Source organism: Streptomyces sp. SolWspMP-5a-2 (assembly GCF_900091845.1).
GTDB classification, from domain to species: Bacteria; Actinomycetota; Actinomycetes; order Streptomycetales; family Streptomycetaceae; genus Streptomyces; species Streptomyces doudnae.
Window position 1 is genome coordinate 14,877 of the sequence record NZ_FMCI01000157.1, and the last position, 23,625, is coordinate 38,501.

At 68.5% G+C, this 23,625-nt stretch carries 24 protein-coding genes and 1 tRNA gene; 16 read left to right on the forward strand and 9 right to left on the reverse strand.

Going from position 1 to position 23,625, the window contains the following annotated elements:
* Positions 1-184: 184 nt before the first annotated feature.
* Positions 185-556 (reverse strand): hypothetical protein, encoded by a 372-nt coding sequence (locus GA0115242_RS16185; protein ID WP_237549088.1) that lies wholly within the window; start codon positions 554-556, stop codon positions 185-187.
* A 568-nt stretch (positions 557-1,124) separates the two neighbouring features.
* Here GA0115242_RS16185 and GA0115242_RS40325 point away from each other — a divergent pair.
* Entirely contained in the window at positions 1,125-1,949 is an 825-nt protein-coding gene (locus GA0115242_RS40325; protein ID WP_141721610.1) for a hypothetical protein, read from the forward strand.
* Positions 1,950-2,166: 217 nt separating this feature from the next.
* Positions 2,167-2,889 carry a hypothetical protein gene (locus tag GA0115242_RS40330; protein ID WP_141721612.1) on the forward strand — a complete coding sequence of 241 codons (723 nt, stop codon included), beginning with the start codon at positions 2,167-2,169 and terminating at the stop codon, positions 2,887-2,889.
* A 410-nt stretch (positions 2,890-3,299) separates the two neighbouring features.
* Here GA0115242_RS40330 and GA0115242_RS16190 read toward each other — a convergent pair whose 3' ends face one another.
* Positions 3,300-4,058: a serine/threonine-protein kinase gene (locus GA0115242_RS16190; protein ID WP_256089456.1), complete on the reverse strand. Its 759-nt coding sequence runs from the start codon at positions 4,056-4,058 to the stop codon at positions 3,300-3,302.
* Between the two features lie 323 nt (positions 4,059-4,381).
* Here GA0115242_RS16190 and GA0115242_RS16195 point away from each other — a divergent pair, with 323 nt between their 5' ends.
* A complete protein-coding gene (locus GA0115242_RS16195; protein ID WP_093828997.1) occupies positions 4,382-5,170 on the forward strand; it encodes an NUDIX domain-containing protein in 789 nt (262 codons plus the stop codon).
* Here the strand turns inward: GA0115242_RS16195 and GA0115242_RS16200 are convergent.
* Positions 5,154-6,296: a helix-turn-helix domain-containing protein gene (locus GA0115242_RS16200; protein WP_176729828.1), complete on the reverse strand. Its 1,143-nt coding sequence runs from the start codon at positions 6,294-6,296 to the stop codon at positions 5,154-5,156. The two genes, GA0115242_RS16195 and GA0115242_RS16200, sit on opposite strands and share 17 nt — an antisense overlap.
* A gap of 538 nt (positions 6,297-6,834) precedes the next feature.
* Between GA0115242_RS16200 and GA0115242_RS16205 the strand changes: the two genes are divergently transcribed.
* The 12 genes from GA0115242_RS16205 (at position 6,835) to GA0115242_RS16260 (ending at position 17,084) form a co-directional block, all read left to right on the forward strand.
* Positions 6,835-7,104 (forward strand): DUF6284 family protein, encoded by a 270-nt coding sequence (locus tag GA0115242_RS16205; RefSeq protein WP_093828999.1) that lies wholly within the window; start codon positions 6,835-6,837, stop codon positions 7,102-7,104.
* Positions 7,101-7,955, forward strand: a complete 855-nt coding sequence (locus GA0115242_RS16210) for a protein spdB (protein ID WP_093829001.1) — start codon at positions 7,101-7,103, stop codon at positions 7,953-7,955. Before GA0115242_RS16205 ends, GA0115242_RS16210 begins: the two co-directional genes overlap by 4 nt.
* Positions 7,955-8,296, forward strand: coding sequence for an RRQRL motif-containing zinc-binding protein (locus GA0115242_RS16215; RefSeq protein ID WP_093829003.1), 342 nt, complete (start codon positions 7,955-7,957; stop codon positions 8,294-8,296). The genes GA0115242_RS16210 and GA0115242_RS16215 overlap by 1 nt, the downstream gene beginning before the upstream one ends.
* Positions 8,296-8,613: a hypothetical protein gene (locus GA0115242_RS16220; RefSeq protein WP_093829005.1), complete on the forward strand. Its 318-nt coding sequence runs from the start codon at positions 8,296-8,298 to the stop codon at positions 8,611-8,613. The genes GA0115242_RS16215 and GA0115242_RS16220 overlap by 1 nt, the downstream gene beginning before the upstream one ends.
* 53 nt (positions 8,614-8,666) lie before the next feature.
* Complete coding sequence (locus tag GA0115242_RS16225; protein WP_093829007.1) at positions 8,667-10,781, forward strand: FtsK/SpoIIIE domain-containing protein; 2,115 nt, start codon at positions 8,667-8,669, stop codon at positions 10,779-10,781.
* Positions 10,782-10,988: 207 nt separating this feature from the next.
* The gene (locus tag GA0115242_RS16230; protein ID WP_093829009.1) at positions 10,989-11,456 is read left to right on the forward strand and encodes a hypothetical protein; all 468 of its coding nucleotides are present in this window, start codon (positions 10,989-10,991) and stop codon (positions 11,454-11,456) included.
* A gap of 88 nt (positions 11,457-11,544) precedes the next feature.
* Positions 11,545-12,804 carry a DNA cytosine methyltransferase gene (locus GA0115242_RS16235; protein ID WP_093829011.1) on the forward strand — a complete coding sequence of 420 codons (1,260 nt, stop codon included), beginning with the start codon at positions 11,545-11,547 and terminating at the stop codon, positions 12,802-12,804.
* Positions 12,801-13,724: a bifunctional DNA primase/polymerase gene (locus GA0115242_RS16240; RefSeq protein WP_093829013.1), complete on the forward strand. Its 924-nt coding sequence runs from the start codon at positions 12,801-12,803 to the stop codon at positions 13,722-13,724. Before GA0115242_RS16235 ends, GA0115242_RS16240 begins: the two co-directional genes overlap by 4 nt.
* Positions 13,725-13,810: 86 nt before the next feature.
* On the forward strand, positions 13,811-14,149 hold the full coding sequence (locus GA0115242_RS16245; RefSeq protein WP_093829109.1) for a hypothetical protein: 339 nt from the start codon (positions 13,811-13,813) through the stop codon (positions 14,147-14,149).
* Positions 14,146-15,381 (forward strand): DUF3631 domain-containing protein, encoded by a 1,236-nt coding sequence (locus GA0115242_RS16250; RefSeq protein ID WP_107461421.1) that lies wholly within the window; start codon positions 14,146-14,148, stop codon positions 15,379-15,381. The genes GA0115242_RS16245 and GA0115242_RS16250 overlap by 4 nt, the downstream gene beginning before the upstream one ends.
* Positions 15,382-15,462: 81 nt before the next feature.
* The gene (locus GA0115242_RS16255) at positions 15,463-15,651 is read left to right on the forward strand and encodes a helix-turn-helix transcriptional regulator (protein WP_237549089.1); all 189 of its coding nucleotides are present in this window, start codon (positions 15,463-15,465) and stop codon (positions 15,649-15,651) included.
* A gap of 65 nt (positions 15,652-15,716) precedes the next feature.
* On the forward strand, positions 15,717-17,084 hold the full coding sequence (locus GA0115242_RS16260; protein ID WP_093829015.1) for a tyrosine-type recombinase/integrase: 1,368 nt from the start codon (positions 15,717-15,719) through the stop codon (positions 17,082-17,084).
* Positions 17,085-17,248: 164 nt separating this feature from the next.
* On the opposite strand, the gene GA0115242_RS16265 is transcribed toward GA0115242_RS16260, so the two are convergent.
* Positions 17,249-17,330 (reverse strand) — tRNA-Tyr (locus tag GA0115242_RS16265).
* Positions 17,331-17,733: 403 nt separating this feature from the next.
* Between GA0115242_RS16265 and GA0115242_RS16270 the strand changes: the two genes are divergently transcribed.
* Positions 17,734-18,222, forward strand: a complete 489-nt coding sequence (locus GA0115242_RS16270) for a YajQ family cyclic di-GMP-binding protein (protein ID WP_093829017.1) — start codon at positions 17,734-17,736, stop codon at positions 18,220-18,222.
* A 150-nt stretch (positions 18,223-18,372) separates the two neighbouring features.
* Here the strand turns inward: GA0115242_RS16270 and GA0115242_RS16275 are convergent, their stop codons facing one another.
* From GA0115242_RS16275 to GA0115242_RS16295, 5 genes are all read right to left on the reverse strand, one after another.
* A complete protein-coding gene (locus GA0115242_RS16275; protein WP_093829019.1) occupies positions 18,373-18,648 on the reverse strand; it encodes a GlsB/YeaQ/YmgE family stress response membrane protein in 276 nt (91 codons plus the stop codon).
* Positions 18,649-18,952: 304 nt separating this feature from the next.
* The gene (locus tag GA0115242_RS16280; RefSeq protein ID WP_093829021.1) at positions 18,953-19,345 is read right to left on the reverse strand and encodes a YccF domain-containing protein; all 393 of its coding nucleotides are present in this window, start codon (positions 19,343-19,345) and stop codon (positions 18,953-18,955) included.
* A complete protein-coding gene (htpX, locus tag GA0115242_RS16285) occupies positions 19,342-20,205 on the reverse strand; it encodes a zinc metalloprotease HtpX (RefSeq protein ID WP_093829023.1) in 864 nt (287 codons plus the stop codon). The genes GA0115242_RS16280 and htpX overlap by 4 nt, the downstream gene beginning before the upstream one ends.
* A 321-nt stretch (positions 20,206-20,526) precedes the next feature.
* Complete coding sequence (locus GA0115242_RS16290; RefSeq protein ID WP_093829025.1) at positions 20,527-22,050, reverse strand: NADH-quinone oxidoreductase subunit N; 1,524 nt, start codon at positions 22,048-22,050, stop codon at positions 20,527-20,529.
* A complete protein-coding gene (locus GA0115242_RS16295; RefSeq protein WP_093829027.1) occupies positions 22,047-23,621 on the reverse strand; it encodes an NADH-quinone oxidoreductase subunit M in 1,575 nt (524 codons plus the stop codon). The genes GA0115242_RS16290 and GA0115242_RS16295 overlap by 4 nt, the downstream gene beginning before the upstream one ends.
* Between the last annotated feature and the right edge of the window lie 4 nt (positions 23,622-23,625).

The following is a 23,625-nucleotide window of genomic DNA, read 5'->3' on the forward strand; positions in this document are numbered from 1 at the left end:
GCTATCCGCGGCATCCCGAGTCTCGTCGCAGACCTCGACAGCACCTGTGAAGATGAACGTATGGAGCTGTCGCTCCTCAGGCCAAGGGCCAACGTGCCAATCAGCGCTCCCGACCCACCATTCATCGCCTGTCGGGTACAGCGCGACGCGCGATCGCTCACGCTGTGGCACGGCCGGTGCCGGCTTACTCCTCGTCTTCCCCGTTGCCGCTGCTGCGACTCTGTCGCCACCGTTCGGCATCTGCTTCGAACAACTCGCGCGCCTGCCGCAACAGGGCCTCCATGTCCGACGTGCTCTTGCCCTCAATCTCGACTGTGCGGTCTCCGAGCTCGACACGGATCCGGGCGCCCTGGTGGCGGTTGGCGACAGCCCCGATGGCAGTCCGCAACGTCATCCAGGCGCCGCTGTCACGCATCATCAGCGCAACGATGAGCAGCTGCCCGGATTCGATCCCGAACTCCGCTCCGTAGCTGGCATCTGCCCCTTGTGCTTCCAGCTCGGCCAGGAGTTCACGGGCAAGGCCGGGCGTCGCTCGAAGCTTGACCTGATCGAACATGGCAGCTGGATCGAGGCGGAGTCGGAGAACACCTGGGGCGAGGGGCGGGGGCTGGGGCATGAAGTCATGGCCGTTTGTCATGACCTGAGGCTAGGCCGGGCAGCAGGTCCAACACCCCGCAGTCGACAAAGCTCGTCGGGCACCGCCGCTTTGCGAGCCCACAGCGTCGTGGGCGGCTGGCCCGCAGCACAACGCGTGCTCGACGTCGGCCCTCTTCCAGGGGGAGAGACGTAGAGCCGTCGCCCTCAACCCGGAACGGCACCTGACACCGGCCCACCCCGTGGCGGGTGGCCGCTCTTGATGGCGAGGCCGGTGGGCGCTAGGAGGCCAGCCTCACTGACCCCAGCCCCGGTCGGTGCGGCCCAGCGCGCGCAGGTCGGGCAAGAGGTACGGACGATTATGACTGAGTCAATCTTCGTGTCACAGTCCGACGGTTAGATCAAAGAAATTGCAGCACCTATTGCTAGGTATCTTGCACTAAAAATTCGACAATTTTTGCCGTGCACCCATGGAAAAACACACGAGCTAACCGTATACTGGCGCGAGAAGTCTAGCCCAGGAGAACGATATGTCGAGGAAGCAATTCCAACGGGAAGCCGACATGCTCTCACTCATTTCCGAGCAGTCCGCACGTTTACTGCCGGGGCGGAATATCGAAACACTCTTCGAGGTTCAAACTAGTGCTGGCATCCCCGATATCGTGTTCATTGAATTCGATAAGACGATCCTTAAACGCAGGACCACCCATCACCAGTCTTTCATTGTAGATTTTGCAGACATGTGCGTGCTGCGCGCGCTCAATGAAATGGAAACCGAGACAACAAGCGCAGCTTCACTTTCGAAACAAGTACCGTTTAGCGCGAAGTATATTTCGTCAAATGTTCTACCGCGACTCATGGAATACGGCCACGTCCAGAAAGAGTCGCGCGGACACTGGCATGCCGTTTCGAAGTACGTAAGCCCCGCTAAGCACATTGGGACCCTGGAAGTCAAAATCAACGATTGGCGAAGCGGTTTCAGTCAAACACTGCGGCATCGAGCTTCGGCGGACGAATCATGGCTCGTGATCGCGTCTACCCACTCCTCAAGAGCCGCCGCCCACAAGGAATGGTTCAAGCGAGCAGGCATCGGTTTGGCGACTCTACATCCGCAGAGCGGCATTGATCACGTTGTAACACCTCGCGCCAAAAAAGCTTCAAGTGCACTTAACGTTTACCGCGAACTACTCGCTGAAAGGGCCGCTCACCTGTATAGCAACGGTGAGGTGAGCGGCACAATTGGGCTAGTGTTCGGCGTCGATCTAACAACGACTACAGGGCCTGATCCCAGACGCCCAGGTGACGCGGGACGTCGCCCGGCCCCAGCGGCGGCAGCCCATTCGACCACCGTCTAGCAGCAGCCACAACCCGCCGGATTGCACCGTGACGGCCGCCCCTAGCCGAGTCTTCGTGGACACGCGCCGTCAGTGCACCCATCGAGAAAACATGGTGGAGCGCAGAGAGAGCATGAGACCAAGGCTGGCTGGCGAAAAGGCTGGGACAGTACGAGCAGTCACATGCAATGTACCCAGGCGCCAACTGCACTAGGTCGTGAGAGCTGCTGTCGACCGTGTGGAGCATCTGACTTTCGAAATATCTTTGCGCTTGCTGCTGACCTTGACGGGAACGTCGAAATACATGCTCGGCGAAACACTGCTCGGAGCCACTAACGCCGAGTCCATAGCCGACAGCGCCGTGCGCAAGGGCGAACCATCCCGTCAGTCCCGTCTGAGGAAGCAGCAACGCCCTTCCTTCATCCTGACAAAGGTTCGCGAGTCGCCTAATGCCCATAAGCAGGTCGGCATCCTCCGTGGGGGCAAAGGCTTTGGTCTGCGCCCATTGAACCCGCACATACAACACGTCGAATTGATCTTGATCAAGGATCTCGTCGAGAAGTCGGTTGCGAAGCGCCCCAGCAGCGAGCCAGCGAGACGGAAGCGTGAGGTTGAGGGCTACGCGCTCGCCCCGCTCCGTCAAGGCCAAGGTACGGTCCGCCTCCTGGAACGTTGCATCCAGAGACTTCTGCGGGTCGTCCGGATTGAGCGCACGCCCTGGGGTCAGGAGCAAGTTGGCTCCAACTGCCCTCTGCGCGTCCATCACCTGAGCCAACCAGTCAGACTGATCGGCAGAGCTAAGATACGGAGCGTATTCCAGGGCTCGCTTGCCAACCGGATTGGGAGGGAGCCGAAGTACTTGTTCATCAAGGCGGTAGCACTGAGGGTCAGCGATACGAAGAGCCGCCACGGACGCCTGGTCGAAAAACGAAGCGATCTTCTGGGGCTTAGCGGCAGATAGACCGGCAATTGCTCCGAGGGTCAGGTGCCGACCCTTTTTGTGGTGCAGGTCACCCATGACTACAGGCAAAAAGTTTGCGTGCCGGGCTCCGCGGTGCACAAGGTAGATAGGGCGGTCACCGGATAGAGCGCCCTCGCGGCTAACGATAGCTGGGGCCGTCACTTCGGTAGCCGAAGGCCATCCAGCCGGCGGCGAAGACACGACACTCCCGGCATCAGTTCCCCCTACGGCCAAGTAGCCATTCCCATCATCCAAGGGAATGTAGGCCTCTTCGGTAGCCAGCCACGCAGCAGCGGCTTCTTCTTCCAATTTTTCTTCGTTGACTGTCTGCGTTACGCTATCGTCATCCCCCAGCCAATCCAAATCCTCATCAGGCATGGGTTCCGGCTCTTCGTGAGTCATTTCCCCCCCTACTGCGACGCTAGTCTCGCCAAGTTACTGGCGCTGCTTCCACGCTCATGCTCAACGAAGGCCGTAAGCCTGTCTAGCACCTGCTTAACATCGTCGGGACACTCATTCGGCAAGGCTTCGGGCCCAGCGGAAAGCTTAGTGAAAGCCTCATCAATGGTGTATGTCTCGTGCTCAGAATAGAAAGGGTGCCGACCAGAGATCAACTGCCTGACCGATACTCCCACCGCCCACAAGTCGGCTGCTTTGCGTGCACGTCGCCCCTCAAGTTGTTCGGGCGCCATGTAGGGCATAGTGCCAATGTGTCCGGGATAAACCGTGATCGTGCTGGCGTCCATTTGCTTAGCCAGGCCCAGGTCTAGCAGCACGGGACGTTCCCATCGTCCGTCGCGCAATGCAATGTTGGCGGGCTTGATGTCCCGGTGAATGGTTGCCGCTTTGTGGATGGCTTGCACGCCAAGCAGCACGCCTCGCAAGAACCCGCGAACGGACCCCATAGAGACCAGCCCGCCGCTTGCCAGCCGCTGCTCAGCATCCCCACCCTCGATATACTCGAAGCGCAGGGCCGGCCGCTGCTGGCCTCCAAGCTTCAGCTCTTCCACCCCATGCAATGCCACGACGTAAGGTGAATTAACTCGCGAGAGTCCTTCGACTTCTCGCTCAAGCCGGGTTTTGGGATAGTCATCCACACAGATGACTTTCACGGCCTCGTTACCGACCTTCCATGTATCCCCGAATGCGCCATTCCCGAGAAATTGCACGGGTGTGCCCAGGGCGTCGGAAACTTCATCGGCACTGAAACGCGGAACGGCAACAGAAGGACTCAATGACGTCTCGCTTCACGGCTTATCTATTAGGATTTATCACGACAGGACGCAACATGTAGGCGCCCTACAATCATCCAGCTTTGACAGCGCCCCGCAAGGGGGTTGCAAAGAATCTTCGACTACCACGTCAGCCATAAGCCCACAAACTTATACATAAGGTGACTAAAACAGCTCATCTGTATCGACAGTGCACCCCGAAAGCAAGACTCGACTAGTAGTCTGGTACGCACCACAGCAGAACGGAGAGTGCTCCGCGGATGGGACCTAAGACGACCAAGGTCTACGAGACACTTCGTGAGCGGCTTGCGGACGGCGCGTACGTCCCTGGCGAAAAGCTCCCGTCGGAACGCGCGCTGGTTGAGGAGCTTGGCATCGGCCGGACGGCGCTGCGGCAGGTGCTCGCCCGTCTCGTTGCCGAAGGCGCACTGGAGGTACGCGGTCGCAGCTCGTACCGGGTGCCCGGCGCGGTGAGCATCCAGCGGCCGGAAGGCGTGGAGCCGTGGCGCATCCACGGTGAGCGGGACCTGTATGACAACCAGTGGGTGAAGCTTCAGCTCTGGGACGTGGAACCGCCGGGCATGAAGCCGTTCGAGCACCACGTGGTGAGACTGCACCACGTGGCCGTGACCGCCGTCCTGGACGACCAGGACCGCGTGCTCATGATGTGGCGGTACCGCTTCGTGCCCCAACAGTTCGGTTGGGAGCTCCCAGGCGGCATCGTCGACGCTGGCGAGAACGCCGCCGATACGGCGCTTCGGGAAGTCGTCGAAGAGACGGGGTGGCGGCCGAAGTCGCTCGAACACGTCGTGACCTATCAGCCCATGGTGGGGATGGTCGATTCGCCGCACGAAATCTTCGTCGGCCACGGGGCGGAAAGGGTTGGCGAACCAACCGACCTGGAAGAAGCGGGTCACATCGAGTGGGTTCCGCTAGCTGATATTCCGGGTCTCATGGCCCGCGGCGAGTTGATGGGGTCCGGCACCCTCGTTGCCCTGCTGCACATCCTCGCCACCCGGCGCCCGGCCGGGGTCAAAGCCGCGCGCTGAGTAAATCCACGCGACGGCGCTGCCGTACCGAACCGGTGCGGCTCGCCAGTAGCCGTGCTTGCCTCAGATGGTCGTGAGCGTCGTCGTACTCGGCCCGCGTGAGATGTGCTTGCGCAAGGTCGGCGTGCAGTCCGGCCCTGGCGCGCACGAAGGTCGCATCGATCCCTTCCAGCGCGCCGTACAGACTCGCGACCGCTTCGCCGTCACCGAGCAGGGCAAGCACGTTGCCGCGCCAACGAGCGAGGTGAGCGTCATTCAGGAAGATGCTCAGCATGTCCGAATCGCGATCCTCTGAACCCGGCGGGATGCTTGCCAAAGCTGCATCCAGTGCGCGTCGACAGTCGTCCGCCATGCCCGCGTGAGCGCACAGTTCGGCCTCAGCGGCGTAGAGCCAGGCATGGAGCCGGGCGGAACCGGATCGCCCTACGGTCCGCTGCGCATCGCGCACCAGGTCGACACCGAGCGCCGGTCGGCCAGCCTCGCAGAGCACATACGCCTGTTCCGCCATTGCGTGAGCCAAGTACATCGGCGCCTCAGCGTCACGCGCCGCCCGCTTCGCGAGTTCGTAATGACGCCATGCCCGCTCGACCGCTCCGGAGTCGATTGCCTGCCACGCTGCGAGGGTCGACGCGCCCGCGAGTGCGAGCGCCACGGGCCGACGCGCGGTCGGCAGCACGGCGAAATTGAGCGCGTCTTCCAGAGAGGTGAGGTGGCCCGCCATCTGGTCAACCAGACCGGCTGCGCCCCTCTGCCGGTCCATGGTTCGGAGCAACTCGGTCTGATCGTTGAACGCCTTCACCATGGACTCACCGACGCTGCCTGCCGCGTCAATCCGGCTGAGCAGTTCCTCATAGCCGTCGGCTGTCGTCGGCGCCGGCAGCGGCCCTGACGACGGCGCTGTGTCCCTCAACTCTCCGTCGGTCAGCCCAAGGAGCTGGCGCAGGATGGCCGCGTACCGGTCCGAGATAGTGCGCTTGCCGTTCTCCCACTCGGACACGTAAACCCGCAGACTCGCGGTTGATGCAACGTCTGTGAGGTTCCGTCGGGCGAATTGCTCGATCTCGCGAACCAGTCGTTCCTGCGACCATCCGCGCGCCGTGCGCGCACTCCGAAGTCCCTCACTCACGGGCCCACCTCCCGGCGTTGGCTTACCTCACACCACCTTGTCAGCCTGACGCACGTCGCCGCAGGTCAACAGGGGTTAACAGGCCGAAGGTTAAGCCCTGTTGGCTACCGACGACCCTGCCTCCAGAGGTCTTCTAGAGACGCACCAGGGCGGCTCGGCGGCCACTCGAACCAGCGAACCACCTTGACACTGGTGCGCACCAGTTGCACGCTATTGGTGCGCACCAGATGACGGACGGTTCCGGGATCGCGGTGTGTAAGGCAGCGCCCGGAGGGCCCCGTGACGCGGGTTCGAAGGAAGCGCCAGCTCTTTGAGAACTGCATAGGTGGGCCCCGTCTCCCCGAGTTGAAAAGGCGGACCGCGCGGCGACTGGCTGCGCTTCAACCTCGCGGCGTGCGCCGCGCCGGTTGCCTCCGCTGCTCGTCTCGTACGAGCAGCGCCGAGGGGAGCCGGAACCGACTCCAACGGCGCGCGGCCCCGGTGCGGGAACACCGGAGCCGCTGTTCGGGCCGTTCCTGACTGAGAGGAACACGACCCAATGGAACCCATCGTTACTGTTCAGGACGCTGTTACGGCGTTCGAGGACTTCATGGAGCCGACCAGCGCGGAGCTGGACGCGATCGAGCGGGAGATGCCCGTCATCCTGGCGGACGTTGACCTGCTGGACGCGCACATCGCCACCCTCGACCGCACGCCCACCGAGCTGGACGCACGCCGCATCCGCCGGGCCCGCCGCCGGGCGCTTGCCGCCCGCGTCGCCCTGCTGAACCGCACGGCCGGTACGAGCCTGCCGGGCGGTGCGGCGTGAAGGCCAAGACTGTTCTCCCCGCTGTCGCCATGACGGCGGTATCCATGGTGCTCACCCTCGCGGTGGTGATGATGTGGCTGGGCCGGGCGGTGCCGTGGCCGGTCGCGCTGGTCGTCGGTCTCGGGATCGACGGCGGCTGGCTGGCCACCCTCGCCTACGAACGGCGTCTCGCCGCGCAGGGCGACCACAGCACCCCGGTCACCGTCGTCGGCTGGTGCTTCGGCCTGCTGGCCGCCGGCGTCCTCATCGCCCACGCCCTCACCGCCGACAAATCGGCGGGCGCGTGGCTGGCCGTCGCCTGGCTGCCCATCGCCGCGAAGGCGCTGTGGCTGGTCCACGGCCTGTGGGAGCGCACCGCGTTGACCCCGGCCGCGCTCGGGGCGATCCGGGGTATCCGGCAGGAGGCCCGCGACGAAGCGGCCGTGGCCCGCGCCCGCCTGCGGGCCGAGGCGACCACGGAGGAAACCCGGCTGACGGCCGTGACCGAGGCCGGTGCCCGCGTCGCACGCGTCCAGGCCAAGACCGCGCAGACCCTCTCGCGGGCGTGGTCGACGCTCGAAACCGCGCGGGACGGCGAGGACACCGGGCGGGCGCTGACCAGCGTGACGCGTCCCGTCACACCCGGCGTCACGGCCCACTGGGACCTGCCCGTATGGGGGCCGTCCGAGCCGGTGCCCGCGCTGGAGTCGGCGCCCGCGCTCAGTGATGACGCGCTGGACGCGGTGGTCGACCAGATCCGGCACAGCCAGGACCCCGCCCTGTCCTACCGGGAGATGGCCGCCCGGTTCCGGGCGACCGGGCACGCCGCGTCCGAGGTCCGCCTCCGCGCCGCGTGGAAGCGCGTCGTCTGATGACCGCGCTGCCGGTCTACCGGTGGCGCCTCGCCCCGGACGGCTACGCCACCCGCCGCCAGCTCCGTGCCGCCGGGCTACGGCCCGGCGGTCAGGACGTGGCCGCCCAACTCAAACGCCCCCGCCGCCGACGGCCGCCGCTGGTCGCCTACCTCTACCGCGTCGACCTCGCCAAGCCCGTCCGTCCGATGACGCCGGGCCGGCGGGCGGCACTGGCCAAGGCCAACGCCGCCCGCCGCGTCTGCCCGCAGTGCGACCGGGACGCGGGCTACGTCATCCCCTCTTCGCTCGGCACCTGCGTGCCCTGCAACTCCTCTTCCACCACCGCAAGGAGTGCGTGATGGGCAAGCCCGACACCCGCCGCCTGAACCGGGAGATCCAGCAGGCAGAGCGCAAGCTCGAAGCGGTCCGCAACCGCGAGATGTGGCCGCTGGACGGCCGGGAGCGCCGCGCGGTCCTCGGCGCCGCCGTGAGCGGTTCCTACCGCGTCTCCCGTGGTCGCAGCACGGGCCGTGCGGAACAGCGGCTGGACACCGCCTGGCAGAGCGCGGAGACCCGACTGGTCGCGGAGATCTCCGCCATGCAGTTGGAGCGGGCGCAGATCGTCCGCGAGAACGCCAAGGCCAAGGCCGTGAAGAAGTCCACCGGCTGGTTCTGACCCCACCCCACTCACTTCCCGCCCCCGCATGGGGTGTCAGGAGTCGTCTCGTCATGACTGAGAACGTCATCTCTCTGCACAAGAACCCCGAACCGCCCACCGACCCGAACCCCGTGACCACCCTCACCGTGGTCCCCGACCCCGCCCCCGCCAAGCCCGTCCCGCTGTGGCTCCGGTCCGGCCGCGCGATCCGCACCGCCGCCACCCACGACGCCACCCGGACGACCGCCCGCACAGTGGCCCGGCACGGCCTGTACGTCGCGGGCGGGGCCCGGATCGTGGCCAAGCGGGCGTGGGACGGCCGGACGGCCGCCCGCTACGAGCGCTACATGCGCACGGCTGAAGCCGCGGGGAACTTCGAGGCGGCGGCCGAGTGGGAGGAGCGCGGGCAGCGCTTCCGCGACGCCCGCCACCGCCGCCGCATGGACCTCCTCCACTCCCCGCTCGACGCCGCCAAGGGCGCCGCCGTCACCACCGGCATGGGTATCGGCGGCCTGGTCCTGATCGGCGTCGCCATGGCGGTGGCCACGAAGGACACGACCGAGGTCGTCACCCCGCTGATGGCCGTGATCCGGTTCATCAACCTCATGGTCACCATCGTCCAGGTCGTCTGGGGACCGGCCGTCTCGCTCGCCCCGTTCCTGGCGCTGCTGGCGCTGTGGGCGGTAGGCAGCAAACAGCAGGCCGCACCCGCTTGGGCGCTCCCGGACCGGGTCCGCAACGGCGAGGGCGAGCCCATCACCCCGTCCATCGTCGTCAAGGCCCTACGCGACCTCGGCGTCCCCGCCCTACGCAACGCCATCAAGGACATGGGCGACGCCGGCGCCTCCATGCTGTCCCCGATCGTCATCGCCGGGTGCGGGGTCGAGGTCGACGTCACCCTCCCCTCAGGGGTGTCCACGAACGAGGTGCAGAGCAAGCGCCGCAAGCTCGCGGAGAACCTGTCCCGGCACGAGCACGAGGTGTTCATTACCATCCCGCAGGCGGCCCGCACCGTGCGGCTTTGGGTGGCCGACTCCGGGGCGCTGGACGAGCCGATCGGCCCGTCTCCGCTGGTCACCGACGACACACTGACCGCCGACTACGCCAAGGGAAAGGCCCCGTGGGGTCAGGATCTCCGGGGTGACGCGGCGGCGCTGAGCCTGTATCAGCGGCACCTGCTCATCACCGGTCTGTCGAACCAGGGCAAGACCGTCGCCCTGCGGTCGCTGGCCCTGTGGCTGGCCTTGGACAAGTCAGTCCAGTTCCTCATGGGCGACCTGAAGGGCGTGGGTGACTGGGCCATGTTCGGGGGCCTGGCCCAAGTCCTGATCCAGGGGCCGACCGATGAGCACGTGATCCAGGTGACCGAGATGGTCGAGGGCGCGGTCGAGGAGATGAACCGCCGTATCCAGGCCCCGCCCGGCACCACCTTCCCCGCGCTGATCGTGCTGGTCGATGAGGCGCAGGTGGCGTTCATGTGCCCGCTCAAGGACGAGGACGGCCGCTACTACGGCGGCGCCAAAGCCACCTCCCGGTACTTCATGGCCGTCCGGAAAATCCACAACCAGGGGCGGGCCGTCAACGTCCTGATGTGGCAGGGCACCCAGGACCCCACTGACCAGAACCTGCCCAAGCTGGTCCGCGAGGGTGCGCACACCCGCGCATCCCTCGCGCTCGGCACCGAGTCCCAGGCCCGGATGGCGCTGGGGGACAAGGCCGTCGACGGCGGCGCCGCGCCGAACCTGCTGCGACCCGGTCTGGATCAGGGCACCCTCGTGGTTGCCTCGTCCGGCATCGACATCCCCAAGGGCCAGTCGTCCATCACCGTGCGCACCCACTACGTGGACGACGATGCAGCCGTGGCCATCACCGACAGGGCCAAGGCCCTGCGCGACGGCGTCACCACCCTCACCCTGATCGAGCGCGGCGAGGCACGTAACCCGCTCGCGGACATCGCCGCCGTCATAGGGGACGCACCCCGGCTGCGGACACAGGACGTGATCAAGCGGCTCTCCGCACTGGACGCGGACGCGTACGGGGACTGGTCGCCCGGCGACCTCACCCGCGTCCTGGACGGCACCGGCGCCGAACCCTACAAGTCAGACGGCCGCATGGTCGTCGGCCGCGACCAGATCACCCGCGCCATCGCCCACCGCGACGAATCGGATTCCGCTTCCGGCGCCTGACGGCAGGGAGCCGAACCCTCACGGATCAGGGAGTCAGGGAGAACTCCCTAACTGCCCCCCTGACCCGCCCCCCTCACTCTGACCTGCACGAATGATCGTTCAGGGAGTCAGGGAGGCACGCAGGTCAGCACCCCTGAAACCCCCTCCACAGCCACCCCACAAGGGGGTGGTCCCGCCTCCCTGACCGAGCACCGGAAGGGATTCCACATGCACCCCGAACACACCTCCAGCGGGCCCGTGCTGCGGGCCTTCGAGGTCCACCAGCCCACCCCCATCACCTCCGCCGTGGCTGCCCCGGCGCCGGTCGTCCCGGTGCCGCCGACCACGGTCCCCACCGTGGCGAGCGTCGTCCTCCCGGACGGCCGGATCATCACCGGCTACGCCGTCGGCCCCGTCCAACCCGAGCCAGTCACGGCCAAGCCGGCCGTGGCGCGGGCGGCGGTGAACGTCGCCCTCGGGGGCGTCGGATTCCTCGCCGTGTGCGGCGGACTGCTGATGCTCACCACCTTCATCACCGCCCTCACCGCGCTCATCACCCAGCTCGTCACCCTGGCGGTGGTCCTGTTCGGCGGGTTCATCGCCGCGCAGGTACTCACCGCCGGCCGCCGCAGCCGGGGCGGGACCACGGTGAACATCCGCCGGGCCGTGATCAAGCGCAACCACTTCCACCACTAGCGACGCCAAGGGCGACCCCCATTCCGCCAAGAACCCGGGGTCGCCCTTGCCCATCCAGCCCACTTACACCGAACTGGAGACCTCCAGCATGACCCATCTGCCCGTTGTGCCGCCGGAGGGCGGCAACGTCAGCCTGTGCACCGGCTCCGCCGCCCTGGACCAAGCCGTGGAAGCCGTCACGGGCCTGGCCACGGTCGCGGTCGCCGAACGCGACCCGGCCGCCTCCCGGCTGCTGGCCGCCCGGATGCCTCACGCCTTGAACCTCGGGGACATCACCACCGTGGACTGGCCCGCGCTCGCCGCCGGCATGCCCCGCCCGGTGGCGCTGACCGCCGGTTTCCCCTGCCAGGACATCTCCAACGCCGGACCTCGGGGAGGAATCGCCGGTGACCGCTCAGGACTGTGGAAAACCGTCGCCCACGCCGTTCGCGTACTTCGACCCCGACTCGTGTTCCTGGAAAACGTCGCCGCCATCCGCTCCCGAGGGCTCGACGTCGTCGCCGCGGACCTGGCCGCGATCGGGTATGACGCACGGTGGATGTGCCTTCGAGCTGGAGACCCCGAGGTCGGAGCCTGCCACCGCCGGGACCGCTGGTTCGCCGTCGCGTATCCCGCTGCTGAAAACCCCCACCTCGCAGTTGGGACGCAACGGGGGACCACAGCACCCGGACAAACGCAAAGCGGGCGGGCACGGACCCACGCTGGAGGACGAAGTGGTGTTCTTGCTGCCCCCGGCGAACCCCTGAGGCTGCTGCCCACCCCGGCCGCCGCCGACGGCACCGGCGGCCCCGGCACCTCCCCCAAGCGGCGGGGCGGGATGAACCTGCGCACCGCCGTCACCCTGCTCCCCACCCCCGCCGCGCGGGACTGGAAGTCCGGCGCCTCCAACCTGATCGGAACCAACTCCCGCCCGCTGAACGAGGTCGTGGTCAACCTGCTGCCCACGCCGAAGGCGTCGGACGGCCCGCACGGCGGCCCCAACCAGCGCGACACCGCTGGGAACTACTACCTCCCCGGCCAGGCCGTCCGACTGGACGACCGGTGGGTGGCGACCAACGGCACCGACTACGGGCCCGCCATCCGCCGCTGGGAGGCGGTACTGGGCCGCCCGGCACCCGAGCCGACCGAGCCGGGCACCAAGGGCAACCACCGCCTGGCCCCGGCCTTCGTGGAATGGATGATGGGCGCCGACGCCGGATGGGTCACCCACCCCGACCTCGGCCTCTCCCGCTCCGACCAACTCAAGATCCTCGGCAACGGCGTCGTCATCCACCAAGCCGCCCGTGCCTACAGCCTGCTGCTCGGCCTGGACCAGGCCACGCCCGGCGACACGGAGGCGGTGGCATGAGCGGCCCCCTCACTGTGGAACTGTCCTGCCTGCCGCTGCTCGCCTCCGCCCTCAACTCCGCCGAGCGCGGCTGGCCGGTCATCCCCCTGCATCCGCGGGCGAAGCGGCCGGCCGGGCACCCCGAACGGGCCTGCCCCGGCACCGGACGCTGCACGGGCGGGCACCGCAAGCCCGAGCAGCGCGCCACCACCGACACCAAGTTGATTCACGCGACATGGGCGACGCGGCCGTACAACGTCGGGATCGCCACCGGCCCCGCCGGGCTGCTCGTGGTCGACCTGGACGTGCGCAAGCCCGAAGAGCGAGAAGGAGCGCCTGACGGCGCGACTTCCCTTGCGGCGCTCTGCGAGCGCACTGGGCAGACCATTCCCACCACCTACCGGGTGCGGACCGCTCGCGGCGGGGAGCACCTGTACTTCACCGCCCCCGCCGGGGTGCGGTTGAAGTGCAGCGCGAACCGTCTCGGACCGCACATCGACACCCGCGCATGGGGCGGATACGTCGTCGCCCCCGGCAGCACCACTCCCGATGGGGCGTATGAGGTCACGGATGACGCGCCCGTTGCCCCGCTCCCCAAGTGGCTGGCGACGCTGCTCACCGAACAGCCCAAGCCGGTCGCCGTGGACCTCGCGCCTGTGCGGGACGGGACGCGGGCCGCTCAGGTGGCGCTGGAACGCGAATGCGCGGTCATCACGGCCGCGGTCGAGGGCGGACCGCACGGCCGCAACAACACCCTCCACAAGAGCGCCTGCAAGGTGGCCCGGTTCGTCGCATGGGGCCACCTCCCCCGGCACGTGGCAGAGCAGGCAATCCAGGCGGCGGGGGAGGCTACCGGACTGCCGCCGGCCGAGTGCCGCACCACCATCCGCAGCGCCATGGACTGGGTCACCGCCCACGCCACACCGCGGGAAGCCGCATGACCGGCCCCGACTCCCCCCACCTGGACTGCCCCACCCCGTCCACAACCGGACGGCATGCCGCTCCACAGCCTGTGAACCCGACGGCCGTGGGCGAGCCGAAAGGCGCCGCCCGCAAGGGCGTCGTAACCGCCCTTCGCTCGAAGAAGTTCGCGGCCTCCGACGTGCACCCCAGCGCCGACCCGACCCCGGATCAGCCCGGTCTCCGGATCTTCGCCCCACCGGTCTACCGCGATCACTGGGACGGCGCCTGCTGGTCCACCCGCGAGGGCAGTCCACCCAGCGCCGCCTACGCCTGCCGGTGCGGTCAGACCGGCACCGCCAGGGGCGCCCGCCGGGTGGCCGCGCTCGTGGCCGAGTACGACGCCCACACATCCGCCTGCATGGGAGCTCCCACGACCACCCCCGAAAGGAGGGCCGCCGCATGAGCACCACCATCGACGGGGCCGGGCTGCTCAACGAGGTGGAAGCCTTCCACCGCCGTTTCAACGTCTTCCCCAGCGAAGCCGCCTACGTGGCCGTCGCCCTGTGGGACGCCCACGCCCATCTGCTCGACTGCTTCGACTCCACCCCCCGCATCGCGTTCCTGTCTCCCGAGCCGGGGTCGGGCAAGACGCGGGCACTGGAGATCGTGGAAACGCTGGTCCCGCAGCCGATGACGGCCGTCAACGCGTCCGCCGCCGCGCTGTTCCGGTCCGTCTCCAGCGGTAACGGCAAGCCGACGATCCTGTTCGATGAGATCGACACCGTCTTCGGCCCCAAGGCCGGGGACAACGAGGAACTGCGCGGGTTCCTGAACGCCGGGCACCGCCGCACCGGCGTCACCTACCGGTGCATCGGAGACGGCGGACAGCAGACCGTCCAGGCGTTCCCGTCGTACTGCGCGGTCGCGGTCGCCGGACTCGGCTCGCTCCCGGACACGATCCTGAGCCGGTCGGTCATCATCCGCATGCGCCGCCGCGCACGCAACGAGAAGGTCGAGCCGTTCCGGGCCCGCGTCCACGAAGCCGAGGGCCACAAGCTCCGTGACCGGCTCTCCGCGTGGGCCGAACACGCCCGCGGGTTCGTCATGGGCGCCTGGCCCGAGATGCCCGACGGGGTCACCGACCGGCCGGCGGACGTGTGGGAACCGCTGCTCGCCATCGCGGACGCGGTCGGCGGCCCCTGGCCCGAGCGGGCCCGCGCCGCGTGCGTCACGCTCGTGACCGCCTCCCGCGCCAACGACAAGGGCAGCGTCGGTGTCCGGCTGCTCACCGACCTGCGCGACCACGTCATGACCGGCATCGACCGCCTGCCCACCGTCGCCATCCTGGACCGGCTCAACTCCATGGACGACGCCCCCTGGGCCGACATGGGCGGCAAGCCGCTCGACAACCGGCGCCTGTCCAAGATGCTCGCGGAGTACATGACGGCCGACAACGAGCCCATCGCCTCCCGCAACATCAAGACCGGAGCGAGCGTCCTCAAGGGCTACTACGCCGCCGATCTGCACGACGCCTGGCAGCGCTACTGCCCCCACCCCCGGAAAGTCCGCTACCTCCGCTACCCGGCACCGACAACCTGGTCTGACCTGCAACAACTCGGTAGCGGCAAGCCCCGAAGCTTGCCGCTACCCATCCGCTACCGCTACCCCGTCCGCTACCTCCGAAAGGCCCTCTGACCTGCACGGTAGCGGCGGTAGCGGAAGTAGCGGACTTCTGAGAGGGGCCCCACGGCCCGACACCCCGAAGGAGTCATCACCTTGGCCGGCACCAAGATGCTCAAGCTCCCCGAAGTCCTCACCGAGATCGGCATGAGCCGCGCTGCCTTCTACCGCATGCGCGCCCGCGGGCAGGCTCCGCGTCTGGTCAAGCTCCCCAACGGTCACCTGCGGGTGCGGCGGGTCGACTTGGACGACTGGCTCAACCACTTGGACCGCCCCGCCTACTGACGCTCGCTGCCCACACCGCGTAGGGGCCCGGCGTGTGCCGGGCCCCTTTCGTAGAAAGGCCCCGCATGGGGAAGACGTACGACGTTCGGATCTGGTCCGTCCGGCAGCGGAAGGACCGCGGCCAGAGTTCGGCAGAACTGCGCTGGAAAACCGGTGATACCCCGCACTCGCAGACCTTCAGCACCAAGACCCTGGCCGACGGCCGACGGGCCGAACTGCTGCGGGCCGCACACGCCGGCGAGCCGTTCGACGAGGAAACCGGGGTGCCGCTCGCGGAACTCCGGGAGCGCACCGACGTGAGTTGGTACCAGCACGCCTGCGAGTACATCGAGATGAAGTGGAAGCACGCTCCCGGTTCTACGCGGCGGACCCTCGCGGAAGCGATGGCCACGGTCACCCCGGCCCTCGTACGGGACACCAAGGGAATGGCCGACACTCGAACCGTGCGCACTGCCCTCTATAGCTGGGCGTTCAACGTGAGCCGACGGGACCAGGAACCGCCCGAGGAAGTCGCCAAGGTGTTGGCGTGGTTCGAGCGAAAGTCCCTGCCAACATCGGCGCTGGCCGACCGGATGCGGGTCCGATCCGCTCTCGACGCCCTCACCAAGAAGCTGGACGGCACGACCGCATCGGCGTCGACCATCCGCAGAAAGCGCGCCATCTTCCACAACGCGCTCGGCTACGCGGTCGACGCCGGCCGTCTCTCCGACAACCCTCTCCCCCAGGTGCAGTGGAAGGCCCCGGAGCAGGTGGCAGAGGAGTTGGACCCGGCCTGCGTACCCGACCCGCGGCAGGCGCTCGCGCTGCTCGACGCTGTACGGACGCAGAGCGCGCGGGGTCGTCGCCTGGTCGCGTTCTTCGGGTGCATGTACTACGCGGCAGCGCGGCCGGCGGAGGTCATCGGACTCCGGATGGTGGACTGCGATCTGCCCCGCCGTGGTTGGGGCACGCTGCGCCTGCGCGAGACCCGCCCGCGGTCGGGCTCGGCCTGGACGGACAGCGGCGAAGCGCACGACCGGCGCGGACTGAAGCACCGGCCGCGAAAGGCTGTCCGCCCGGTCCCGATCCCTCCCGACCTGGTCGCGCTGCTGCGGTGGCACGTCACCGCCTACGGCATCGCGCCGGACGGTCGGTTGTTCCGCACGATGCGCGGTGGGCTCATCCAGGACACCGGGTACGGCGAGGTGTGGGCGGAGGCGCGCACCCGAGCACTCACGCCTGCTCAGCGGGCCTCGCAGCTTGCCAAGCGTCCTTATGATCTACGCCACGCGGCCGTCTCCACCTGGCTCAGTTCGGGGGTGGAACCCCAGGTGGTCGCTGCTCGCGCCGGCCACAGCGTGGCTGTCCTCTTCCGTGTCTACGCCAAGTGCCTGGACGGCACCGCCGACCTGGCCAACTCACGGATCGAGAAGGCGCTGAGGAACGGCAGGTAGAAGCCGCGGAAGCTGCCCCACGTCTGCCCCACACGCACTGGTCAGCACCCGAATCAGGGTGAGACAGAGTGGGAAAAACCGGCTAAAGCGGACCGGTGTGCCTCCGGAACGACGAAAGGGTCTGTGATCAGCATTGCTGCTGGTCGCAGACCCTTTCGGTCGTGTGGCGGCGCCAGGATTCGAACCTGGGAAGGCTGAGCCGGCAGATTTACAGTCTGCTCCCTTTGGCCGCTCGGGCACACCGCCGGGTTTTGCCGCCGTTCGAGCCGCTTTTCGGCGGTGCTCTCTGGCAACGACGTAAACGATACCTGATGCAGGGGGGTGCTCCGCCACCCGATTGAGCTGCGCCCACAGGACCCGGGACGGCCGGGTCCCGGCACCCGGACCGGGCGGCACGGAGCCCGGCGCGGAGCCGGTACGGAGCCCGGCGAGGTGTCGGTGCGGAGCCCGGTGCGGAGCCCGGCGAGGTGTCGGTGCGGAGCCCGGTGCGGAGCCCGGTGGGTGCCCTCTCCCGCGTACCGCCGCATGATCCAAACGACAGGCCCTAGGCTTGTGCGGATGCGGCCCGTGCACACGCCGGGCTCGGCGGTCTCCCCCACATCCGCCGATCCGCACGCCACACGCACCCCGATACAAGGAGCCACAGGACATGGCCGACTCCAGTTTCGACATCGTCTCGAAGGTCGAGCGGCAGGAGGTCGACAACGCCCTCAACCAGGCCGCCAAGGAGATCTCGCAGCGCTACGACTTCAAGGGCGTGGGTGCCTCGATCTCGTGGTCGGGCGAGAAGATCCTGATGGAGGCGAACTCCGAGGACCGGGTCAACGCCATCCTCGACGTCTTCCAGTCCAAGCTGATCAAGCGCGGCATCTCGCTGAAGGCGCTGGACGCCGGGGAGCCGCAGCTCTCCGGCAAGGAGTACAAGATCTTCGCCTCCATCGAGGAGGGCATCTCCCAGGAGAACGCCAAGAAGGTGGCGAAGATCATCCGCGACGAGGGTCCCAAGGGCGTCAAGGCCCAGGTGCAGGGCGAGGAGTTGCGCGTCAGCTCCAAGAGCCGTGACGACCTCCAGACGATCATCGCGCTCCTGAAGGGCAAGGACTTCGACTTCGCGCTCCAGTTCGTGAACTACCGCTAGCCGTCGGGGTTCCCGAGCCGTCGGGATTCCCTGCGCCTCGCGGCGGTCGGGGGCGTCAGGACGTCACGACGAAGGGTGGGCGCCCCCTGGAGGGGTGCCCACCCTTCACGCGTCCGGCTGTCCGCCGCGCGCCTCTCAGCGGCGCGCCTCTCAGCGGCGTACGCTGCGCGAGTTGCCGAAGAGGATGCGGTAGATGATCAGGAGGACGAGCGATCCTCCGATCGCCGCGGCCCAGGTCGCCCCGTCGTAGAAGTCCTTGCTGATCGGGTGGTCCAGCCAGCGGGACGAGATCCACCCGCCGATGAACGCGCCCGCGATGCCGATGAGGGTCGTGCCGATGAAGCCGCCCGGGTCGCGTCCCGGCAGCAGGAACTTGGCGATGGCCCCGGCCAACAGTCCCAGAATGATCCAGCCGATGATCGTCATGCCCTGACCTTGCCCCTCCGTGCTGTGTCCGCACTGTCCCGGTGCTGTGCCGCGGCCCCGGACCCGCTGTGCGTCACGCGCTGTGTGCCGTGCCTGTGCGTACCGGTCTCCTGCTCACCGCACGTCCGTTCATGCCTGGCCGGTGTCACCCGCCCTGGCGGAGTGGAGGACGCGGCGGCGCCTGTGCACGGTTGCGTCGGGCCTCCGCGCGGCCCGGACGCGGCTCTCCAGGGCCGCTGGCCGAAGTCACTCGCCCCAGGGCGCCGGGGGCCGTGCGAGCGCCCGTGGGGTCGGTGACGTCCGGTCAGCGGGCCGCGAACGGCTGGTCCGTCGGGACGATCTCTCGGCCCAGCGGGAACAGCGAGACGGGGATCAGCTTGAAGTTGGCGATGCCGAACGGGATGCCGATGATCGTGACGCACAGGGCGAAGCCCGTCACGATGTGCGCCAGCGCCAGCCACCAGCCCGCGAGGACCAGCCACAGGACGTTGCCGACGCAGGACGGCGCCCCCGCGTCACGGCGTTCGACGGTGGTGTACCCGAAGGGCCACAGGGCGTAGACGCCGATGCGGAAGGCGGCGATCCCGAAGGGGATGCCGATGATCGTGATGCAGAGCAGCAGGCCCGCGGCCAGGTAGCCGAGGAAGAGCCAGAAGCCGCTCAGCACGAGCCAGATGACGTTGAGGATGGTTTTCACTGCTGGCGACCTGCCATTTTCTCTAGCCTGGCGATGCGTTCCGCCATCGGCGGATGTGTCGAGAACATCTTGGAGAGGCCCTGGCCGGGACGGAAGGGGTTCGCGATCATCATGTGGCTCGCGGTCTCGATCCGCGGCTCGGGCGGCAACGGGAGCTGCTTGGTGCCCGCTTCGAGCTTGCGCAGGGCGCTGGCGAGCGCGAGGGGGTCGCCGGTCAGCTGCGCGCCGGAGGCGTCCGCCTCGTACTCGCGGGAGCGGCTGATGGCGAGTTGGATCAGGCTCGCGGCGAGCGGGCCCAGGATCATGATCATCAGCATCCCGAAGATGCCGGGGCCGTCGTCGTCGTTCGACCGGCCGATCGGGATCAGCCAGGCGAAGTTGACCAGGAACATGATCACGGAGGCGAGGGCGCCCGCCACCGACGAGATGAGGATGTCGCGGTTGTAGACGTGGCTCAGCTCGTGGCCGATGACGCCGCGCAGCTCCCGCTCGTCCAGGATGCGCATGATCCCGTCGGTGCAGCAGACGGCCGCGTTGCGCGGGTTGCGGCCGGTCGCGAAGGCGTTCGGGGCCTCGGTCGGGGAGATGTAGAGGCGGGGCATGGGCTGCCTGGCCTGGGTGGAGAGCTCGCGGACCATCCGGTAGAGGGCGGGTGCCTCGAACTCGCTCACCGGGCGCGCGCGCATCGCGCGCAGCGCCAGCTTGTCGCTGTTCCAGTACGCGTAGGCGTTGGTCCCCAGCGCCACCAGGACCGCCACGACGAGACCGGTACGGCCGAAGAAGCTGCCGATGACGATGATGAGTGCGGACAGTCCTCCGAGGAGGATCGCTGTCCTGAGCCCGTTGTGCCGGCGGTGCACGGTACGCCCTCCAAGTCGTGCAGCAGGGGAACCCTTTGCCTGCGCTGTCCTTGCTTGCGGTCTCCGATGCCACAGGTGCCGTGGTGTCACGTCCAGTGGACCCTCCCGTACTGGTCAACGCCAGGCGAGGGTCACTAGTTCCCTTGTGCGGACGGCCGCGTGGGTGGGCCGTCCGGGTGAGGTCCCTGCTCAGGGGCCGCGGGACATGGTGTCCGGGGCGCGGGTGCGCCCGCCGGTATGGCCCGGGTACGGGCTCGGCACGCGGGCCGCGGCGGCCCGGGAAGGGGCGCGTGACGGGCCCGGCACGCGCGCGTGGGCGGCTCAGAACAGGGTGGCGTCCGCGAAGCGCAGGACGAGCTGGGGGGCTCCGGAGAGGACGACGCCGAGGGCGCCGGTGAGGGTGACGGCCGCGGTGAGGGGCAGCGGGAGGCGGTGCTTCACGGGCTCGCCCTCGGGTGTGCGGAACAGCAGCGCCGTCCACTGGAGGTAGTAGTACAGCGCGATCACGACGTTGACGGCCATGACGACGGCGAGCCAGCCGAGGCCCGCGTCGACGGCCGCCGAGAACACGGTGACCTTCGCGAAGAGCCCGACGACGCCCGGCGGGAGACCGGCGAGGCAGAGCAGGAAGAAGGCCAGGAGGAGCGCGGTGAGGGGGTTGGCGGCGGCGAGGCCGCGGTAGTCGGCGAGGCGGTTCGCGGTGTGCGCGCGGCCCACCAGCGCGGCCACGGCGAACGCGCCGAGGTTCACGGCCGCGTACATGAGGGCGTACGCGAGCGTGGAGCCGATCGTGTCCGCGGGGTCGTCCGTGTAGGCGGCCGAGGCGATCGGCACGAGGAGGTAGCCGGCCTGCCCGACCGAGGACCAGGCGAGCAGCCGTACCGCGCTGTACGCGCGCGTGGCCCGCTGGCGCAGGGCGCCGACGTTGCCGACGGTCATGGTGAGGGCGGCCAGGACGGCGAGGGCGGGGCCCCAGACGTCGCCGTACGAGGGGAAGGCGACGACGGTGACCAGGATGAGGCCGGTGAAGCCGACCGCCTTGCCGACGACCGACAGGTAGGCCGCGATCGGCAGGGGCGCTCCGACGTAGGTGTCGGGCACCCAGAAGTGGAAGGGCACGGCGGCCGTCTTGAAGGCGAAGCCGACGAGGGTGAGGACCACGCCCGTCTGCGCGAGCGTGTGGAACTGGCCGTCGACGTGCTGGACGCGGTCGGCGATCCGCGTCAGGTACAGGGTGCCCGTGCACGCGTAAACGAAGCTGACGCCCATGAGGCTGACGGCGGTCGCGGTGACCGACGACAGGAAGAACTTCAGGGCCGCTTCGGAGGACCTCTTGTCGCCGTGCCGGATGCCGACGAGGGCGAAGGCGGGCAGGGAGGCGACCTCCAGGGCGACGATCAGGGTGGCGAGGTCGCGGGCGGCGGGCAGCAGGGCGGCGCCCGCGGCGGAGGACAGCAGCAGGAACCAGTACTCCCCGTCGGGAAGCCGCCGGTCGGCGTCCTTGAGGGCGGTGACGGACAGCAGGGCGGTCAGCAGCGCGCCGCCGAGGACCAGGAACTGGACGACGAGGGTGAAGCGGTCGGCGCTGTAGCTGCACGCGTGCGTGTCGCCGGTGAGGCAGAAGGTGGCGCGGTCGCCGTCGAGGAGCGGCAGCAGCAGGAGCGCGCAGGCGGCGAGGCCGGTCACCGCGGCCCAGCCGAGGAGCGGCTTGCGGCGCGCGTCGAGGAACAGGTCGGCGACGAGGACGGCGAGTGCGACGACGGCCGCGAGGGTGGGCGGCGCGATGGCGAGCCAGTCGACGGACTGGACCAGGTTCGCGGCCACCGGCTGGGCCGGGCTGCTCATCGGTTGCCTCCTGCGAAAAGCTGCTGGACGGCCGGGTCGGTCAGCCCGAGCAGGGCCTTGGGCCACAGCCCGGCGACGACGGTGAGGACGACGAGCGGGGTCCAGGCCGCGAACTCGTAGCCGCGCACGTCGGCGAGGCGTGGCGCCTCCCTGGCCTGATCGCCCATGCAGACGCGGCGGACCACGGCGAGCAGGTAGGCGGCCGTGAGGAGGGTGCCGAAGGCCGCGATCGCCGTGAAGGCGAGGAAGGCGGGGCGGCTGAGTCCGGGGGCCGGGTCGAAGGCGCCGAACAGGGCGAGCATCTCGCCCCAGAACCCGGCGAGTCCCGGCAGTCCGAGCGAGGCGACGGCGGCAAAGGCGAGGAGGCCGCCGAGGCGGGGTGCCCTGCCGTAGAGGGCGGCGCCGGTCTCCTCGGCGAGGGCGTCGAGATCGGTGCTCCCGGTGCGGTCCTTGACGGCTCCGACCAGGAAGAACAGCAGGCCCGTGATGAGGCCGTGGGCGATGTTCGCGAAGAGCGCGCCGTTGACGCCGGTCGGGGTCATGGAGGCGATGCCGAGCAGGACGAAGCCCATGTGGCCGACGGAGGAGTAGGCGATGAGCCGCTTGAGGTCGCCCTTGGCCCCGCGCCGGGCGAGGGCGAGGCAGGCCAGGGAGCCGTAGATGATCCCGACGACGGCGAGGGCGGCGAGGTAGGGCGCGAAGGCGCGCGTCCCGTCCGGTGCGACGGGCAGCAGGATCCGCACGAACCCGTACGTGCCCATCTTGAGCATGACCCCGGCCAGCAGGACCGAGCCGACGGTCGGGGCGGCGGTGTGGGCGTCCGGCAGCCAGCTGTGCAGCGGCCACATCGGCGTCTTGACCGCGAGCCCGAGGCCGATCGCCACAACGGCGGTGACCTGCACGGACGAGGTGAGCGACCGGCCGTTGTCAGTGGCGAGTGCCACTATGTCGAACGTGCCCGCCTTGATGCCGATCAGGAGCAGGCCGAGCAGCATGACGACCGACCCGAGCAGGGTGTACAGGATGAACCGCCAGGCGGCCCGGGTCCGTCCCTCGCCGCCCCAGCGGGCGATGAGGAAGTACATCGGGATCAGCACGGTCTCGAAGGCGAGGAAGAACAGCAGCAGGTCGAGGACGGCGAAGGTGGCGAGGGTGCCGGACTCCAGGACGAGCAGCAGGGCGACGAACGCCTTCGGGGAGGGGCCCGCGGGCATCTTGAAGTACGAGTAGAGGGCGCAGAGGAAGGTCAGCAGCGCGGTCAGCACCAGGAGGGGGAGGGAGATGCCGTCGACGCCGAGGTGGACGCGCACGTCGAGAGCCGGGATCCAGCTGATGTCGGTCGTGGCCTGCATCGTCGAGGGGTGGCTGTGGTCGAAGCCCAGCGCGAGGGCGATCGCCGCGGCGAGGATCACGCCGGTCATGGTCACGCCGTGCCGCAGGACGGCCTGCTCGGGTGACTTCCCCTTCAGTCCCGGCGGTGCGGGCAGGAGGGCGGCGACGGCGCCCAGGAGCGGGCCGACGACGAGGAACCCCAGCAGGACCCGCATCACGGACTCGTTGATATCGATCACTCCT

Bases quoted from the DNA above. Each gene is read 5' to 3' on its own strand.
- GA0115242_RS16185 (WP_237549088.1), bottom strand. From the start codon at position 556: ATGTTCGATCAGGTCAAGCTTCGAGCGACGCCCGGCCTTGCCCGTGAA.
- GA0115242_RS40325 (WP_141721610.1), top strand. From the start codon at position 1,125: ATGTCGAGGAAGCAATTCCAACGGGAAGCCGACATGCTCTCACTCATT.
- GA0115242_RS16195 (WP_093828997.1), top strand. From the start codon at position 4,382: ATGGGACCTAAGACGACCAAGGTCTACGAGACACTTCGTGAGCGGCTT.
- GA0115242_RS16205 (WP_093828999.1), top strand. From the start codon at position 6,835: ATGGAACCCATCGTTACTGTTCAGGACGCTGTTACGGCGTTCGAGGAC.
- GA0115242_RS16215 (WP_093829003.1), top strand. From the start codon at position 7,955: ATGACCGCGCTGCCGGTCTACCGGTGGCGCCTCGCCCCGGACGGCTAC.
- GA0115242_RS16220 (WP_093829005.1), top strand. From the start codon at position 8,296: ATGGGCAAGCCCGACACCCGCCGCCTGAACCGGGAGATCCAGCAGGCA.
- GA0115242_RS16225 (WP_093829007.1), top strand. From the start codon at position 8,667: ATGACTGAGAACGTCATCTCTCTGCACAAGAACCCCGAACCGCCCACC.
- GA0115242_RS16230 (WP_093829009.1), top strand. From the start codon at position 10,989: ATGCACCCCGAACACACCTCCAGCGGGCCCGTGCTGCGGGCCTTCGAG.
- GA0115242_RS16235 (WP_093829011.1), top strand. From the start codon at position 11,545: ATGACCCATCTGCCCGTTGTGCCGCCGGAGGGCGGCAACGTCAGCCTG.
- GA0115242_RS16240 (WP_093829013.1), top strand. From the start codon at position 12,801: ATGAGCGGCCCCCTCACTGTGGAACTGTCCTGCCTGCCGCTGCTCGCC.
- GA0115242_RS16250 (WP_107461421.1), top strand. From the start codon at position 14,146: ATGAGCACCACCATCGACGGGGCCGGGCTGCTCAACGAGGTGGAAGCC.
- GA0115242_RS16260 (WP_093829015.1), top strand. From the start codon at position 15,717: ATGGGGAAGACGTACGACGTTCGGATCTGGTCCGTCCGGCAGCGGAAG.
- GA0115242_RS16270 (WP_093829017.1), top strand. From the start codon at position 17,734: ATGGCCGACTCCAGTTTCGACATCGTCTCGAAGGTCGAGCGGCAGGAG.
- GA0115242_RS16275 (WP_093829019.1), bottom strand. From the start codon at position 18,648: ATGACGATCATCGGCTGGATCATTCTGGGACTGTTGGCCGGGGCCATC.
- GA0115242_RS16290 (WP_093829025.1), bottom strand. From the start codon at position 22,050: ATGAGCAGCCCGGCCCAGCCGGTGGCCGCGAACCTGGTCCAGTCCGTC.